At 38.5% G+C, this 17,659-nt stretch carries 14 protein-coding genes; 9 read left to right on the top strand and 5 right to left on the bottom strand.

Translation table 11 applies throughout. The annotated features are described in order from the left end of the window. The first annotated feature begins 7 nt into the window (after window positions 1–7). Together ACFXN8_RS02865 and ACFXN8_RS02860 are read left to right on the top strand one after the other, a co-directional pair. The gene (locus ACFXN8_RS02865) at window positions 8–532 is read left to right on the top strand and encodes a sigma-70 family RNA polymerase sigma factor (RefSeq protein WP_376075117.1); all 525 of its coding nucleotides are present in this window, start codon (window positions 8–10) and stop codon (window positions 530–532) included. A 198-nt stretch (window positions 533–730) separates the two neighbouring features. After that, window positions 731–2,893, top strand: coding sequence for a bifunctional diguanylate cyclase/phosphodiesterase (locus ACFXN8_RS02860; RefSeq protein WP_386842641.1), 2,163 nt, complete (start codon window positions 731–733; stop codon window positions 2,891–2,893). Between the two features lie 319 nt (window positions 2,894–3,212). Here ACFXN8_RS02860 and ACFXN8_RS02855 read toward each other — a convergent pair whose 3' ends face one another. The 3 genes from ACFXN8_RS02855 to ACFXN8_RS02845 all read right to left on the bottom strand — a co-directional run bounded on the left by ACFXN8_RS02855 (window position 3,213) and on the right by ACFXN8_RS02845 (window position 5,237). Further along, the gene (locus ACFXN8_RS02855) at window positions 3,213–3,404 is read right to left on the bottom strand and encodes a small, acid-soluble spore protein, H family (RefSeq protein ID WP_376075120.1); all 192 of its coding nucleotides are present in this window, start codon (window positions 3,402–3,404) and stop codon (window positions 3,213–3,215) included. Window positions 3,405–3,416: 12 nt separating this feature from the next. Then, window positions 3,417–3,590, bottom strand: a complete 174-nt coding sequence (locus ACFXN8_RS02850) for a hypothetical protein (RefSeq protein ID WP_386842639.1) — start codon at window positions 3,588–3,590, stop codon at window positions 3,417–3,419. Between the two features lie 231 nt (window positions 3,591–3,821). Further along, entirely contained in the window at window positions 3,822–5,237 is a 1,416-nt protein-coding gene (locus ACFXN8_RS02845) for a LysM peptidoglycan-binding domain-containing protein (RefSeq protein ID WP_386842637.1), read from the bottom strand. A 168-nt stretch (window positions 5,238–5,405) separates the two neighbouring features. Between ACFXN8_RS02845 and ACFXN8_RS02840 the strand changes: the two genes are divergently transcribed. Beyond that, window positions 5,406–6,755, top strand: a complete 1,350-nt coding sequence (locus ACFXN8_RS02840) for an FAD-binding oxidoreductase (protein WP_386842753.1) — start codon at window positions 5,406–5,408, stop codon at window positions 6,753–6,755. Between the two features lie 67 nt (window positions 6,756–6,822). Here ACFXN8_RS02840 and ACFXN8_RS02835 read toward each other — a convergent pair whose 3' ends face one another. After that, complete coding sequence (locus ACFXN8_RS02835; RefSeq protein ID WP_386842635.1) at window positions 6,823–7,218, bottom strand: (deoxy)nucleoside triphosphate pyrophosphohydrolase; 396 nt, start codon at window positions 7,216–7,218, stop codon at window positions 6,823–6,825. 614 nt (window positions 7,219–7,832) lie between these two features. Here ACFXN8_RS02835 and ACFXN8_RS02830 point away from each other — a divergent pair. The 4 genes from ACFXN8_RS02830 (at window position 7,833) to ACFXN8_RS02815 (ending at window position 15,635) form a co-directional block, all read left to right on the top strand. Further along, window positions 7,833–8,597 carry a TrmH family RNA methyltransferase gene (locus ACFXN8_RS02830; RefSeq protein ID WP_386842633.1) on the top strand — a complete coding sequence of 255 codons (765 nt, stop codon included), beginning with the start codon at window positions 7,833–7,835 and terminating at the stop codon, window positions 8,595–8,597. 1,352 nt (window positions 8,598–9,949) lie between these two features. Beyond that, window positions 9,950–10,987: a phenylalanine--tRNA ligase subunit alpha gene (gene pheS / locus ACFXN8_RS02825; protein WP_386842631.1), complete on the top strand. Its 1,038-nt coding sequence runs from the start codon at window positions 9,950–9,952 to the stop codon at window positions 10,985–10,987. Between the two features lie 12 nt (window positions 10,988–10,999). Beyond that, window positions 11,000–13,417: a phenylalanine--tRNA ligase subunit beta gene (pheT, locus tag ACFXN8_RS02820; protein WP_386842629.1), complete on the top strand. Its 2,418-nt coding sequence runs from the start codon at window positions 11,000–11,002 to the stop codon at window positions 13,415–13,417. A gap of 250 nt (window positions 13,418–13,667) precedes the next feature. Then, complete coding sequence (locus tag ACFXN8_RS02815; protein ID WP_386842627.1) at window positions 13,668–15,635, top strand: methyl-accepting chemotaxis protein; 1,968 nt, start codon at window positions 13,668–13,670, stop codon at window positions 15,633–15,635. A gap of 130 nt (window positions 15,636–15,765) precedes the next feature. Here the strand turns inward: ACFXN8_RS02815 and rnhC are convergent, their stop codons facing one another. Next, complete coding sequence (rnhC, locus tag ACFXN8_RS02810) at window positions 15,766–16,692, bottom strand: ribonuclease HIII (RefSeq protein ID WP_386842625.1); 927 nt, start codon at window positions 16,690–16,692, stop codon at window positions 15,766–15,768. Between the two features lie 132 nt (window positions 16,693–16,824). Between rnhC and zapA the strand changes: the two genes are divergently transcribed. Both zapA and ACFXN8_RS02800 read left to right on the top strand, forming a co-directional pair. Further along, on the top strand, window positions 16,825–17,085 hold the full coding sequence (gene zapA, locus ACFXN8_RS02805) for a cell division protein ZapA (protein WP_376075141.1): 261 nt from the start codon (window positions 16,825–16,827) through the stop codon (window positions 17,083–17,085). Between the two features lie 5 nt (window positions 17,086–17,090). Continuing rightward, window positions 17,091–17,630 carry a CvpA family protein gene (locus ACFXN8_RS02800; RefSeq protein WP_376075142.1) on the top strand — a complete coding sequence of 180 codons (540 nt, stop codon included), beginning with the start codon at window positions 17,091–17,093 and terminating at the stop codon, window positions 17,628–17,630. Window positions 17,631–17,659: the final 29 nt, after the last annotated feature.

The raw sequence follows: 17,659 nt of genomic DNA, 5'->3' as shown, positions 1-17,659 counted from the left end.
CAATAGAATGACAACACAGCAAAATAAAAAAGAGTTATCACCTGAACTACCATTTGATGAAGTATTAGAATTAGCCCAGCCGATGATCACGTCGATTTTGGTAAAGTGCCAAATTTATAAGGATTTTGAGTATTATCGTCATATAGCAACCATAGCCGTGTGGGATGCTTGGCGTAAAGCGGATCAAACAAAAGGATTGTTTTCTGCTTATATTTATACAACTGTGAAAGGAGAAATTTTAAAAGAGCTTTCAAAGGAAAAGAGTTTTGAAAATATGAATACACCTATGGATCATGAAACGATAAATTATATTCGAGATCATGCAATAAGTGACAGAAATCCAGTTCTTATAGAATGTATTATGTCTCATTTAAAATTTGAAGACAGAAAAATATTACTACTTTTCTATGAAGAAGGTTACAGTTACTTTGAAATTGCTAAAGAACTAGGTTTATCTGTAGAGGCTGTTAAAAAAAGACGCACAAGAATAATGATTAAGCTTCGCGAGTTGTTATATTCTAAAGAAGAATAGTGCTATAAAGCATCAAAGGTATGCTAATATCAAAGAAAAATGAATATTGGCATACTTTTCATAATTGCATACAACTTCCAATAAAAATGCTATGATTCGTAATAAGTCAAAAAAAAGTACAATTTTTATTTTTATATTTCCTTTATATAGGTGATATTACCCGTATAATTTGATGAATATTGGTATGGAGGGTTTCTGTTGGAAAAAGGGTTGAATCGATTAGAGATAGAAAAGAAAGAGATTTGGTATATAGTATTGCCATTATTCCTAGTCATGCCACTATTAGGTTTAAGCAATCAGGTATTTGGTTTTTTTAAGGAAGAAAGTTATATTTGTTTGAACTTGATTATACAAGTACTAATCATTGTTTTTACAATGGCAATCGCTATTCAATCTTGGCTCGTTTTTTCACACTTATTATCAAATCAAACATTATACATAGGTAATTTATTTTTTATTATCGCCTTGTTGGAAATGGTGAGCTTGGTTATTGCTCAATATCCAATGGCTGAAACACTATATTTGGAAATATGGTTGGATTTAATCATGCGTTTATGCTTATCAATCGGTTTTCTCTTTATTATTTTAAAGCCTAAAAAACGCTTAACGATGAATGATCGTAATTATACATATAGCAGTTCCTTTTTATTTGTGCTACTGAGCCTTTTTCTAGTGTATTTCTCTTCAAAATATTTTTTACTCGAAGAACAAATGTTGCTTAAAGCAAACTCTATTGTTCATTTATTATCTGCTGTCTTACAAGGTGTAACGATAGTGATTTTAAGTAAGTATAAACAAAAGTTGCCTAAACGAGTTATGTGGCTTATTACCGCAGCAGTTTATTTAATTATTAGTGATATTTTCTTTGCATTCATCAAAGATTTGAAATCAATTTGGGGCTTTTCAGCATTAATTTATCAATTTTTTGCATTCTTCTTTTTCCTAAAAGCCATTTACTATACAACTGTTGAAAAACCATATCAACAGCTTTTAAAAATAAAGCAAGATCTTGAGTATTCGCAGCAGGAGCTTCATTTTCGAGCTTTTCACGATGATATTACAAAGCTTCCAAATGAGCATTTATTATTGAAAACCTTAAAAGAGGATTTACATGACAATAGTCGTCAAAAAGCAATCGTTGCGATTGAGATTGATCGCCTTGCCGCTATCCGCTCATCTATAGGCATTAATTATTCTAATACAATGATGAAGCTCGTAGCTGAGAGAATTCAAGCCATATTACCTCCTCATTATTTTGCTACAAAACTTCATGAGGGGCAGTTTATTATTTATATTAATCATGTGAAGACGAGAGAAGAGTTAGTGCAATTTTGCTTGAACTTGAAGAGCGCTATGCAAAGACCATTACAAGTACAATTATTCACACTCAACGGGAATCTTAATATTGGAATTGCCCTCCATGAGGAAAATTGCTCAGGTGAAGAGCTTTTAATGCATGCGCAGTTAGCGATGAAGGAAGCGAGCCAAATACCTCAAAGAGTTCTTTTTTATAAGCCGTATATGTCAAATGGCCTTACTGATCGTATTTTGCTTGAACAAGAGCTCCATAAAGCATTAGCTAATGAAGAATTTTACTTAGATTTTCAGCCTCAAGTAAATTTAAAAACGGGTAAAATTGAATCTGTAGAAGCGCTAGTACGTTGGCGTCATCCAACCCGTGGATTTGTTTCACCTGAGTTGTTTATCCCAATTGCAGAAGAATCTGGTCTTATAATTCCATTAGGGAAATGGATTTTAGAGACAGCATGCTTTCAAGCGAATGCCTGGAAAGAGCAAGGATTGCCACCAATAAAGGTTGCCGTAAATTTGTCGCTTGGGCAATTATTTCAGCAAGATTTAGTGCAAATGGTGCAAGAGATTTTACAAAGAACAAATTTAGAACCAAACTATTTACAATTAGAAATTACGGAAAGTATGACGATGAATATCGATCAAATGACACAGCTACTTCATGAATTAAAGGCAATTGGAATTCAAATTGCTGTTGATGACTTTGGGACAGGGTATTCATCGCTTTCATATTTAAAAGATTTTCCAGTCGATTGCTTAAAAATTGACCGGGCGTTCGTTCGAAATATTCAGCATAACCCAAACGATGAGGCGCTCGTTTCCATGATTTTATCAATGGCGAAGCATTTGAGATTAAAGGTTGTTGCTGAAGGAATTGAAGAAGTGGAGCAGCTTGCTTTCCTTATTAACGGTGATTGTGATTATATTCAAGGCTATTTATTTAGTAAACCGATTTCTGCTGAACAGATTTCCAAAACCTTCACAGAGTTACACAATCGAGCGAGTGATATTTTAACAAAGTTTAAATATGAAGAGGATTACGTCATTTAAAGTTGGGATTTTCATAGGTGAGAAGTTGAGCGATGGATAGAAAGGCAAAAGCGACGGAAAGAAGAGTCAAAGTGACGGATAAGCAGCCAAAGTCGTGGATAGAACCATCAAAGTGGCAGATAGAAGTTAGAATGATGAAGTGTTTGATTGGAGTGGAGGCTGGTCGACTCCTTGGGGATCATCGAACGCCCTCAGGAAAGCTCTAGCCGAAACGTTTCCAGAAGATACTTAATAAGCCAGGAATAATAGTTTTTCAACAACATAAAAACTGCTTACTTCACCACAGGAAGTAAGCAGTTTTTTTATTTGAGGATAAAGTTTAATGTACGAGGTACTCTTCTTTTAATTCTCCTAAATCCACTTCGGATCGTTCCTCTAAAGAACGGCGTAAATGGACAGTTGCAGTTTTACCATCATCATGAAGCTTGTCAATCCAGATAGATACGCCATTATAGCTTACTTCATATTCTTTTGGTGAGGCGACAATTTCTTGTGCACGTGTGTAATCCACTTGAAGGCCTCCTTATTTTTTCGTCTTGCCTTCTTTAGTGACTGAATTAATCATGTTCATAAACTCTTGAGAAAATTCTTCACTAGCTTTTTCACTAGCTTTGTCTGGCGCTATTTTTTGGTTTTTTGGCGTTTGAGGCAAAGACCCTTTGTTGGCGCTTTGACCTTGCTTATTGTCTCTTCCCATGTTCAGTTTCTCCTTTCGCTTTGATATTTCTTAATATGGCTCTGAATTGATTTTTTATCATGGGAAAAACTAGGGAAAGTAAGAATATATTGTAGAAATGTATAGGGCTTTTTGGGTTAATAAATAAGCCTTAAATGCACATACTTAGCCATAATATCGCCTTCGTAATCAACAACTTTTTGACTAAAGTGGTTTATCGGACAACCACTGCTACCGAAAATCACCCTACGTTTATAATGAAACCTTTTTGATGGAAAACTCATTATTTAATAGTGCCCAGTTTTGTGGGAAAGGAAAACCTAATGCCCAATAGCTAATACCACGAAGATTATATTCCTTCGTCATGTCAAACTTAGCTTGTGCACTTCTAGCATCTTCAAACCATACCTCATGATTTTTACCTTGTTCATCAACATAACGGAAATACGGTGACTGTGCGGTCCTATCATATTGAATGGTTGCGCCATGTTTTATTGCTCTGTTAATGGCTTCTTGAGAGCTGAATGTTTCCGCCTCTTGGCCCTTAACGTGCGGTAGGAGCCAATCGCGAGCATAAATTTCAAAGCCTAAAAATATTTTGTTAGCAGGCATAACTGATAAAGCATATTCCACAACTTTTCTCATCTCGTTAATGGGTGAAATGGCTTGTGGTGGACCAAGTCGGTATCCCCACTCATATGTCATCAAAATGACAAAGTCTGCAATTCTTCCGTGTGCTTCATAATCATGTGCCTCATATAAAGTTCCTGCCTGCGTTGCGCTCGTTTTTGGCGCAAGTGCCGTTGATACTAGGAATCCTTTTGGGTGAAGACGATCAACAGCTAATTGGAGGAAAGTGTTGTAATTCTCACGATCTGCCGGTAGAACGTTCTCAAAATCAACGTTTAGCACTTTATAGCCCTTCTCCTGCATCACTTGCAAAGTATTGTTGATAACCTTTTCCCGTAAATCTGCACTAGATAAAATAACATGTGATAAGTTGGAACCAGTTTCTGTGGAAGAGAAATTCGTAAGTGTCAGCATAGGTGTAATGTTTTTGGCAATAGCTGCATCGATCATTTCTTTATCCTTTATAGGTTGTAATGTTCCATCCTCCTTCACCATATAAGCAAAGGGACTAAAATAAGTTAGTAGATGGCCGATTGCGTTAATCGACTGTATGGCTTCTTTAGGCTCTTCATACGTATAAGCATTTACTTCAATGGAAGGCTTTGCTCTCGGAATAATCAAATGCGCACCAGCATAAATCATGTTTGGATCTGAAACTCCATTTTCTAAAACAATTGCTTGAACAGTCGTTCCATATTGTGTAGCAATTTGCGATAGAGTTTCTCCTGGCAGCACAATATGTGTAGTGGGTGGAATAATTAGTCTAGTTCCAGGTGTTAAAACATCTGGATTCGTTAAATGATTTTCTGTGATAATCGATTGCATAGTCACCCCGTAATGTTGGGAGATCGACCATAAGGTGTCACCCCTTTTTACAATATGGGTTGTGTAGGTAGAAGGGATAACAAGTGCTTGCCCGATTACTAATTGATCTGGATTAGATAAAGCGTTTAATTGAATAATAGAATTGATAGGTACAGAATAGCTGTTTGCAATTTGCCAAAGCGTTTCACCTGCGCTTACCACATGAATAATCATTAGGACACCTCCTTAGTGGTTTCAATATAGCATCATATGTATGAATAAAGAGAATGAGCATTTATCTTTAATTTTTACGTGATAAAAATTTCAATCTTCATATTCTTTCCAAGTGATATGCATAGGATAAAACATATGCAATGCATCATTTGAGAGAGGAGCTGGATGTTGAAGAAAGTAAAGCTCACAGGAAGAATTGTTACCCCTAAAGATCCGGACTATGAGCAAGCAAGAACAAATAATAACTTAAATGATCCCAAATTTCCGAGTATCATTGTATTTTGTCAAAATACGAAAGACGTTATCCATGCATTAAGATGGGCGAGAGAAAATAATGAACCATTTCGAATCAGAAGTGGGAGACATAATTATGAAAATTATTCATTATTAAATGAAGGTCTTGTTATAGATGTTAGTGAAATGAATGACATAACAATTAACCAGAAAGATATGACAGCGAGAATTGAAGCAGGTGCTAATTTAGGAAAAGTGTATCGGGTATTATGGGAAAATGGGTTTACAATCCCAGCAGGAACTGAAGGTAGTGTAGGGGTTGTTGGTTTGACGCTTGGTGGAGGAATTGGCATGCTATCGCGTCCATTTGGGCTGACATGTGACAATCTATTAGAACTGGAAATAGTTGTTGCAAGTGGTCATGAAGGGGCTGAAGTAATCCAAGCTGATAAGCAGAGAAATAGTGATTTATTTTGGGCAAGTTGTGGCGGGGGCGGTGGGAATTTTGGCATCGTTACAGCTCTTACATTTAAACTGCATCCTATTTCTAATGTATCGATTTTCTCCATTACATGGGAATGGGAAGATTTTGAACGAGCGTTTGACGCATGGCAAAAATGGGCACCGTATACAGATGAACGCTTGACCTCACAGATTGAGCTTAAATCTAAGGAAGTTGGTGAAATTGTAGCTCAAGGTGAGTTTATAGGTACAGCATCTGAACTAAAGAAACTACTCCGTCCTATAAGAAAAACAGGTTCACCAACGAATATATGGATAAAGGAAGTACCGTATATTAAAGCTGTAGAATTTTTTGACTTACCGAGCGGCAATAAACCAGCTTTTCGTAAAAGGTCAGGATCCTTTATTGAAAGGCCATTCCCTCATGCTGCAATTGTTCAAATGAAAGAATTTTTATCTAACGCCCCAAATAGAGATACGTCCATTTGGCAGCAATCTCTTAGAGGGGAGGTAAGTCAAATTGCGTCAAGCCGAACAGCTTATTATTATAGAAATGCTTTAATTGCTCAGGAGTATATTACTTCGTGGAAAAAGCCGAAAGAGGAAGAAAGAAATATTCAGTGGGTGGAGAATTTAAGAAGGGCTTTGTCACCTTACACTACTGGTGATTATGTGAATTTCCCCGATCGTTTTATAAAAGATTGGCCAACTGCCTATTATGGTCGTAACCTTAGAATGCTTAGAGAAGTAAAGGGAAAATACGATCCGTTTAATGTATTTCATTTTCCTCAAAGTATTCCGCCAAATAAAAAATGGCTTTAAATGAGGGCGTAATAAGAAAGAGCAGAATGTAGAGTTTCATCTAGGCATTGCTGCTCTTTTCTCTCTACTATTCTTCTGCAAGTATTTTATTGATTGCGGGAATATCGGCGGGAGCAAAATTAAGATTGAGAAGTTCATTTCGAGGAACCCATCTAATTTCAGCATGTTCTAGCATGACCGGCTCTCCCTTTGTTATCGACGCTTTAAATGTTTCTAAGCGTACGATAAATTTTTCATATTCATAAATGGTATCCTCAACCTTTTCCTCAACTTGTATAGAGCAATTAAATTCCTCTAATATTTCACGAGATAAAGCTTGTTCAGGCGATTCGCCCTCTTCGATTTTACCACCAGGAAATTCCCAATAATTTGCTAGTACCATATTAGGATTTCTTAAGGCACAAAAAATTTCGTGCTTATCATTTTCAATAATTGCACCTACTACATGTACATTTTTTTTCATTTATTTTCATCCCCGTTGTGCATTCTTAAAATATTGAAAATTATAACATATATCACTGAATTCCCCCATTATCTAGTAGGGAATAATTTTGCTCATTTCCATAGCGTGGGGTTGATTTCCGTTCCGGCTGGGTGCTTTGTAGCTGACGCGTTGCTTTCGCTACAGAAAACATTTGTTGTTGCCGTCGCTACGCTTTCGCACAGAGCAGAGCTTCCTGGGGGCGTCCGATGAGCCGCTTCGCTGCGCTCCAGGGTCTCGGGCCAACACGAGGTTGGTCACGAAGGCGTTATCACAGGACGTGATGGTTTTAGCCTTCGTTCCTCTATTGCTAATCCCCAAGGAGTCGCCCAGCCTCCACTCCAATCAACTTTTTCACATGGTATACGTTTTAACAAAATGTCATACCAAAATACAGATGATGGCAAAATATCTTAGCATGTATGGCTCATCGTAATAGCGTGGAGTTGATTTCCGTTCCGTCAGGGGGCATTGTTTGCCAATGATTGGTAAATGGAGAAAGAACAATTAAACTGTTTTTTGCATGACTATGTAATTTATCGTTTTCTACTGTATAATAATGAACAATATATAGGAAAAAGGCGGTACGAGGTACGATGAAAAGAATTGAATCTACGCAAAATGCGTTAGTGAAATATTGGAAGAAGCTTGCGACAACACGTAAAGAGCGTGAAAGATCTGGAGAATTCATAGTAGAGGGATTCCATTTGGTAGAGGAAGCATTAAAAAATAACGAGCAGGTACTACAGCTAATTGTACGTGAAGGTGTAGATTTACCAATACTTTGGCCGATTGATAATGTAGCCGTGGTTGAAGTAACAGCGGCTGTTGCCAAGGAGTTTGCTGAAACGGAGACATCTCAAGGTGTATTTGCAGTTTGTAAGCAACCTTTGTTAGAAGAAGATGTAACGGCTTCGTGGCGCAAGGTGCTACTAATTGATGCCGTCCAAGATCCAGGGAATATTGGGACGATGATTCGTACTGCGGATGCAGCTGGTTTGGATGCAGTCATACTCGGCAAGGGCTGTGCGGATCTATATAATCCTAAAACGCTTCGCTCTGCACAAGGCTCACATTTCCATATTCCTGTCCTTCGTGGTGATTTAGAGGAATGGATTGAGCAGCTACAGGACAATGGTGTACCAGTATTTGGAACTGCTTTAGATGAGGATGCAGTAGTTTATAGTGATATTGAGCATACTGGTGCATTCGCTATCATGATGGGGAATGAAGGGAGTGGCATTCATCCACAACTACTTTCAATGACAGATCAAAATATTATTATTCCAATTTTGGGACAAGCAGAGTCTTTAAACGTAGCAGTAGCAACAGGAATCGTTTTATATGGATTTGTTAAGTAGTTAATAAAAGAAATCATAATTGTAATTTAAAGAATATAGTGAAATTGTTAAAATTACCAATTATTACCATGACGAGTGATTGATTTCCGTTCCGACTGGGCGCTTTGTTGCTGACGCTTCGCTTTCGCACAGAGCAGAGCTTCCTGGGGGCGTCCGATGAGCCGCTTGGGCCAACAGATGTTTTTTGCGCGAAAGCGTAGTGCTAACGTAGCGGCAGCAGCACCGATGTTGGTCACGAAGGCGTTATCACAGGACGTGATGGTTTTAGCCTTCGTTCCCCTATGTGCTCGCTCCAGGGTCTCGGGCCAACACGACGTTGGTCACGAAGGCGTTATCACAGGATGTGATGCTCTTAGCCTTCGTTCCTCTATCGCTGATCCCCAAGGAGTCGCCCAGTCTCCACTCCAATCAACTAAGACATGGCATATGTTTTACCTTCTTTCAGCAAGTGTTTTGGTAGCGAAAGTGAAGCGTCAGCTACAAATCTCTTTTGTACCGAAAGCGTAGCGACAGGTACAGAAGTCTCCCACCTCTATAGGTGGTGAGTTGAATGCGGTTTTATGTCACTTTTCAGTGGGTGTCCAAACATCCGCTGAAATAAGTTAAAGCCTCCGGCGGATGTCATGGAATTATGCCGAGGCATAATTGATCAAATGTCATCCACAATTTTTGATGATGAGCCTAAAATTGCAGATAGAACTATCAATATCGATGGCAATAGGCACATGGCTCTTGATTTGAATTGGTATAGTATTGTATAATCACATGTAAAATGTATACATGAATACTAAAATGCTTTGACCGGGAAGTAGTAAAGATTGTGAATGGACGACAGGGAGCGCAGGCGGATATTGAGAGCCAGTGCCGTACCAATGCAGTTTTGAATTCACCCCGCGAGCAGCTACCGGGACCAGCGAAATGCTGTAAAGGTATGCCGGCTTTAATCTAGTCGTTATGTCAATGAAGTGATTGCTAGGAGTGTGCCTTGCAATAACTAGGGTGGTACCGCGAAAATGTCCTCGTCCCTTTTTTAGGGGCGAGTTTTTTTATGCCATCATTTGGCATTTATCTTCATTCAGCAGAAGACTCCCACCATTAATGGTGGTGAGATAAATGCGGATGTGGTTCCTTTTCAGTGGGTGTCCAAATACTTACTGAATGAAGGTAAAGCCTCCGGCGGATGTCACGGATTTTCAAAGGAATGAATTGTGCCGGCACAATTCAAAATCCGGACGCATTGTTTATCTGCGCGAAAGCGAAGCGTCAGCGGCAAATGTTTTCTGTAGCGAAAGCAAAGCGACAGCTACAATTACGCCAAGGCGAAATTGATTTAATCAAGGAGGGTTTATTACATGGAAGAGCAATTAAAGCAATTAGAGCAAGAAGCACTTGCTAAAATTGAAGCGGCAGCAAATTTAAAGGAATTAAATGATGTGCGAGTAGCGTATCTAGGGAAAAAAGGACCGATCACTGATTTATTAAAAGGTATGGGGAAATTATCAGCAGAGGAACGCCCGAAAATGGGTGCTTTAGTTAATACTGTTCGTGAAAATGTAACTGCTGTGTTAGAGGGAAAAGTAGCTGTATTAGAGGAAGCGGCCATTGCTGAAAAATTAGCAAGTGAGTCGATTGATGTCACTTTACCTGGACGTGAAATTAAAATTGGGAATCGTCATCCATTAACACGTGTTATTGAAGAAATTGAAGATTTATTTATCGGTATGGGTTATGAAATTGCAGAAGGTCCAGAAGTGGAAAAGGATTATTATAACTTCGAAGCACTGAACTTACCGAAGGGACACCCTGCTCGTGATATGCAGGATTCGTTCTATATTTCCGAGGAAATATTACTACGTACACAGACATCACCTGTTCAAGCTCGCACTATGGAGGCAAAAAAAGGTGAATCAATTCGCATTATTTGCCCAGGGAAGGTATTCCGTCGAGACAATGATGATGCTACACACTCTCATCAATTCATGCAAATTGAAGGGTTAGTGATTGGTGAAAATATTCGCATGAGTGACCTTAAAGGTACGCTTGATACATTAGCGAAAAAAATGTTCGGTGCAGACCGTGAAATTCGACTTCGCCCAAGCTTCTTCCCATTCACAGAGCCTTCTGTTGAAATGGATATTTCGTGCTTCAAATGTGGTGGTTCAGGCTGTAACATTTGTAAAGGCACAGGCTGGATTGAAATTTTAGGAGCAGGTATGGTGCATCCAAGAGTACTAGAAATGTCTGGCTATGATCCGAAGAAAGTGTCAGGCTTTGCATTCGGTATTGGTGCTGAACGTATCGCAATGTTGAAATATGGTGTCGACGATATTCGTCATTTCTATACAAGTGACACACGTTTCTTATCACAATTCGAGCGAACAGAGGCGTAAGGGGGATAAAAGATGTTAGTATCATTAGAATGGTTAAAAGATTATGTAAATACACAGGATTTAGCGACTGAACAGTTAGCTGAAAAAATTACACGCTCTGGAATTGAAGTAGATGCAGTAATTGACCGTGCTAACGGAATGGATAAAATTGTTGTCGGCTATGTCGTATCAAAAGAGAAACATCCTGAAGCGGACAAATTAAATATTTGCCAAGTGGATGTTGGTGAAGCTGAGCCACAACAAATTATTTGTGGTGCTCCAAACGTTGATGCTGGTCAAAAGGTTATTGTCGCTTGTCCGGGCGCACATTTACCAGGCGGCATTAAAATAAAAAAAGCAAAACTTCGTGGACATGAATCAAACGGTATGATTTGTTCATTACAAGAGGTAGGAATCGAAGGGAAACTTGTGCCTAAAGCATATTCTGAAGGTATTTATGTGCTTCCGGAGGGTGCGGAGGTCGGTTCAGATGCCCTTGCTATTTTAGGTCTACGTGACACAGTATTAGAGCTTGGTCTAACACCAAACCGCTCAGATGCACTGTCAATGCTAGGCGTGGCGTATGAAGTTGGCGCAATTCTTTCCGAAGAAGTGAAATATCCAGAAATCGCCTACAGCACATCTTCTGAAAAAGCTGAAGACATGTTAAAACTTCGAGTAGAAGATTTACAAGCGAACCCAATGTATGTAGCGAAAGTTGTGAAAAATGTAAAAATCGCAGAATCACCGATGTGGCTACAAAATCGCTTAATGGCAGCAGGCGTACGCCCACACAATAACGTTGTCGATGTAACGAACTACATTTTAATGGAATACGGTCAACCACTTCATGCCTTTGACTACGATAGCTTAGCAACAGGTGAAATCGTAGTACGTAAAGCAACAGAGGGCGAAAAAATCACGACTTTAGATGAGCAAGAGCGTACATTAAAAGCAACAGATTTAGTCATTACAAATGGCAAGGAGCCAGTAGCGATCGCAGGTGTAATGGGCGGTGCAAACTCTGAAGTAAATGATTCTACAACAACAGTTGTAATCGAATCTGCTTACTTCGACGGCTTATCTGTACGTCAAACATCTCGTCACCTTGGACTGCGTTCAGATGCTTCTGCTCGCTTTGAAAAGGGTGTAGACCCTAACCGTGTGCTACCTGCTGCAGAACGTGCTGCAGCACTACTAGCTGAACTTGCTGGTGGTGAAGTGTTAGAAGGAACATGCATCGTGGATGAACTAGATAAATCACCAGCACGTGTTGTCGTTTCTCCTGATTTCATCAATGAACGTTTAGGTATGAAAATTTCGTTAGAAGAGATGCTGTCTATTTTAGAGCGTCTTAAGTTTGGCGTAGAAGCAGCAAATGGTTTACTAATCGTTGATGCACCAACACGTCGTCAAGATATTAAAATTGAAGAAGATATTGTAGAGGAAATTGCTCGTCTATATGGCTATGATGAAATTCCGATGACTTTACCAGAGGGAGCAAACCAAGCAGGTCGTCTAACGCCATATCAAGCAAATCGTCGTGTAGTTCGTAGTTACATGGAAGGGGCAGGTCTTTACCAAGCTGTCACTTACTCATTAACTTCAGATTCATTGTCACAACGCTTTGCATTGAAAGCTGAGCCAGTAACACGTTTACTAATGCCGATGAGCGAGGACCGTTCAACACTACGTCAAAGTCTTATCCCACATTTAATTGAAGCGGCTGCTTATAATGTTGCACGTAAAGCTGACAATGTAGCATTGTATGAAATCGGTTCAGTATTCCTTGGTCAATCAGAAGAGGGGCTACCATATGAGGAAGAGCATGTGGCGGCAGTAGTAACAGGAAAATGGCTTGACCATGCTTGGCAGGGTGAGAAAAAAGCAGTAGATTTCTTCGTCTTAAAAGGCATTGTAGAAGGTGTTATCGGTAAGCTTGGTTTAGAGGACCGTATTTCATTTGTGAAAGCTGAAGTAGATGGATTACACCCAGGACGTACTGCAAGCATTCTTTTTGACGGTGAACAAGTCGGCATTATCGGTGGATTACATCCAGCAGAACAAAAAGCATGGGGTGTAAAAGACACATATGTAATGGAAATGAATCTCGTAACATTATTAAATGCTAATGCAAAAGAAGCACCTCTTGCCTATACACCAGTGCCTCGTTTCCCAGCAATGTCTCGTGATATTGCGCTTATCATGAACCGTGCAACAACAGCTGGAGAAGTCATTACTGCTATTCGTTCGGCAGGCGTGAAATTATTGAAAGACGTTCGTGTATTCGACGTTTATGAAGGGGAAAAAATGGAGGCTGGTAAAAAGTCAGTGGCATTCTCCCTAACATACTTCGATCCAGAACGTACTTTAACAGATGAAGAGGTTGTTGCAGCACATAACAAAGTGTTAAAAGCTATTGCAACAATTGAAGGCACAGAAGTACGCTAAATTAATAATTTTTTTTTTGAGCTGTCTCGTAATGAGGCAGCTTTTTGTTTTGTTAACATCATACAACTGCTACAAGTAGTTTTTGCAGAAAGTGTGAGAGAAGTAAGGCACGGGAGAGAAGATACTCTAAGCTAATTCTCAATTTAAGTTTTTCATCAATATTTAGAAATAACAAAAAATAAATTTTTCATCTATATTATGTGTATAGTAAGTTTTGGATAGAAAAATTTACTATGGGGTGGTAGTTATTATGAAAAATCATCGAAAAAGAAGAGGCTTTTCCGTGCGAGCCCGATTAATATGGGCGTTTACTTTGACACTTTTAATCCCAAGCATTGCTATTGGTACGTTTTCATATTTGAAGGCTTCTGATCAATATTATAAGGAATTAAGTAAAAGCTCACGCGAAAATGTCGATTTATTAAATACACTAATTTCAAATGAGATATCACCTATTCAAAGTGATGTGGAGTATTTAGCTGCTTCTTTTAATAAGAATGTGCAAGATGCAGATGCTTTAAAGGAATTAGAAAAATATAATGCTTTACATAGCAATGTCTCTGTTGTCAATTTGGCAATTGAGGGGCACAAATTTATGCGTGAACCACAAGCTGAATCCTCAACTGATTATGATCCATTTACGCGACCATGGTACTTAACGGCTATTGAATCACCTGGCAAAAACGTTATGATTGATCCATATAAATCAACGATTACAGGTGAATTAATATTAGCAGTATCAGCTGGTTTACAGGATCGTTCAGGAGTTATTTCTATTGGTCTAAATTTAGACGGAATTTCCGAGCTAGTGAATTCAGTGGAAATAGGTGATAATGGCTATGCTACATTAGTAAATGCCAATAATCTTATTATTGCTGATCCACAGTTAGAGGTAGGATCGGAGCTCAAAAAGTCATATATAGAAAAGATGCAAGGAAAAGAAGATGGTAGTTTTACCATGAAGGAAGATGGAAAAGAGTATCAAGTGTTTTTTACTACCAATAAACTAACAGGTTGGAAAATTGTTGGTACTATGGATTTAGCAGATGTAGCAACTGTCACAAAACCAATTTTAACAAACACTATGACAGTCATTGTTATTGCTCTTATCATATTTGGAATCATTGGTGTCTTCATTATAAGATCAATCATTCACCCATTACAAAAGTTGTCAACAGTAGCTGAGCAGGTAGGAGATGGTGATTTACGTAATTTAATTGAAATTAAAAGACATGATGAGATAGGTAAATTGGCGGATATATTCAATAAAATGATTCTATCTTTACGTGGTGTAGTTGGTAACATTGGTGAGGAATCAAATCAGTTAGCTGCATCATCGGAGGAACTTACAGCCAGTACATCAGAAAATAAACGAGCTACATCGCAAATTGTTGATTCCATTCAAACATTTGCTGAAACGGTTGATTTGCAAGCCGAAACAATTAATGATAGCAATAACGCTGTACTTGAAATGTCTTCATCCATTCAGCAAATTGCAGTAAAGTCCGATACCGTTAATGAGATGTCGAATAAAGCAATGGAAGCTGTTGTGATAGGAGACAAAACTATTCAAACAGCAATTGGCCAAATGAAAATGATTCAAAGTACTGTCCAAGCACTTGAAAACACTGTACAAACACTAAGTGAACGTTCTAATGAAATCGGACGTATTGTAGAGGCAATTACGCAAATTGCTGATCAAACAAATCTTTTAGCTTTAAATGCTGCAATTGAAGCTGCTCGTGCAGGTGAGCATGGAAAAGGTTTTGCAGTTGTTGCTGATGAGGTGCGAAAACTTGCTGAGCAATCCGCACAATCAACAATGCAAATAAAAGATATCATTGATTATATTCAAGCTGATACAAAACTAGCGGTTGAATCAATGGCGGCTGGTTCAGCTGAGGTCGTAAAGGGAATTGATGTAACAAATATGGCAGGAAAGTCGTTCAAAGAAATTAGTGATAATGTACAAAGCGTAACCTATGAAATAGGACAAATTTCAGAGACAGCAAAAGTTATTTCTGAACACTCCAATCAAGTGGCAATGGGAATTGAAAGTGTGCTTCATCGAACAAATGAAAATACAGCAAGTGCACAAAATATTTCAGCCGCAACAGAGGAACAGCTTGCTTCTATGGAAGAAATCGCTGCATCGGCTGAAGCCCTTGCTAAAATGTCTGAAAATCTACAACAAACCATTAGACAGTTTAAATATTAAGCTAAACAAAAATCTGATTATAATAAGTTTTTGATATAAAGAATTTCGCTAACTACAGTAGAGAGCAAGTTGTATAACTTGTAATATGCTGGAGTATAGCGAAATTTTTTTATTGTCTAGAAGACCAATTTTATTTCATCTTTTTAGCTTTCTCAGTATTCGCAAAATGCCATTTCGTAATGGAACGTAAAAATTCCTCGCCTTGTTTTCGCCAAATTCGTGCTGCTAACTGATCTACTTTTGCAGAAGCTCCCTTCAACAACTCTATCCCAGCAATCTCACTCAGTCGATCCATTTCTTTTAAAAATGCAGCACGAGCTAATATCGATGCCGTTGCTACGGAAACATGTAGTTGCTCGGCCTTCGTAGAAAACAGTACATCCTCTCGTACAATATCTCGTTCATTTTTCAAGTAATTGTAATACACACCACGTTCCGCAAACTGATCAATCAGTATATGCTCTGGTTTTTCGGATTCCATTTTTGATAGAGCATTTTTAAGTGCCTTATTGTGCATCATGGCTTTCATCTTACCTTGTGAGTAGCCACGTGACTGTAATTCGTTATATTTTTCATTGCGTAGTACAAGCACACTATGGATGCAAGCTGCACGTAAATCAGGCGCTATTTTTCGCATGTAATCATCCGTTAGCATTTTGGAGTCTTTGACACCAAGTTCGTTTATAAGCGCAATTTTTGAGGAAGGAACATATACGGCCGCAACTGTAATTGGACCGAAATAATCACCAGTACCCGTTTCATCTGAGCCTAGTACCGACATCGTAGCAAAACCTTCTGGCAGCGCGTCGCCCTTTGCTCCAATCGATGATGTTTTCTGTGTGTTTGTTACTTCTATGTCTCCCCAGCGTGCAGCTTCTCGCTCCGCTCCTCCCCCTTGGAACATTAATTTTCCTGATTTGTACATCGTAATTGCTGTATCTTGGAGCTTTGCAGCAAAGATTACTCCTGGTGCTTTACGTTCTACAAAATGGTTTGCGTAGTAGGACATCACCTCTTTTTGTATATTTGTTGATATTAAAAGTACAATATTTGACATTTACTCGTTCCTTTCTGTCCTCGTTGTTCACAATTTTATACCTTTCATGGTATGATAATAAATAGCTTTTTTGTGTAAGCTGCTCACAATCGGAAAAATCGTGAGCAGAAAATTATAAAGGAGGGTGCGACTATGGAAAATCAAGAAAAGAAAAAAATTTCTGTGGAAATATACGGTCATACATATAAAATGGTCGGCTCTGAATCCATTGGACATATGCGACTTGTCGCTTCTATTGTTGATGACCGTATGCGCGAAATGAATGTACATAATCCCTCTCTTGATAGCACAAAGCTTGCCGTTCTTACAGCAGTAAATACCGTTCACGATTATTTACTATTAAAAGAACGAATGGAGCAACTAGAAGAAGAATTGAAAAAATTAAAGGGTTGAAGTGAATGTTAGATCTAATCATATTAGCGGTACTATTAGCCGGGCTCGTCGTTGGAGCAAAACGTGGTTTCATTGTACAGATGATGCATATCGTTAGCTTTATAGTTGCCCTAATTGTTGCGTATATCTATTATAAACCATTAGCACAAAAAATGGTGTTTTGGGTCCCGTATCCAGGGGTAACGGATTCAGGTAGTCTTGGAGTAGTCATTGATAGCTTGGATTTAGACCGTACTTTTTACCGTGTCATTGCCTTTGCTGTAATATTTTTCGCGGTGAAAATTACCATGCAAATTGTGGCATCGATTTTTGATTTTATAGCGTATTTACCTGTGTTAGGTACAGTGAATCGTTGGCTTGGAGCATTGTTTGGCATGATTGAAAACTATTTAATTATGTTTATTTTGCTGTACATTCTTGCTTTATTGCCAGTTGATTCTATTCAAAGTTTAATGTCGAAGTCGTTGTTAAGTGGTCTTATTTTGGAGCATACCCCAATTATTACAAGTATGTTCCAAAACTGGTGGTATATTTATATGCAATAGCAAACTGTGCACTTCTCTCGGTTTTGAGG

Origin of the sequence: Lysinibacillus sp. NPDC059133 (genome assembly GCF_042755925.1) — a bacterium.
GTDB lineage: Bacteria > Bacillota > Bacilli > Bacillales_A > Planococcaceae > Lysinibacillus.
This window is presented reverse-complemented; position numbering and strand designations above follow the sequence as displayed.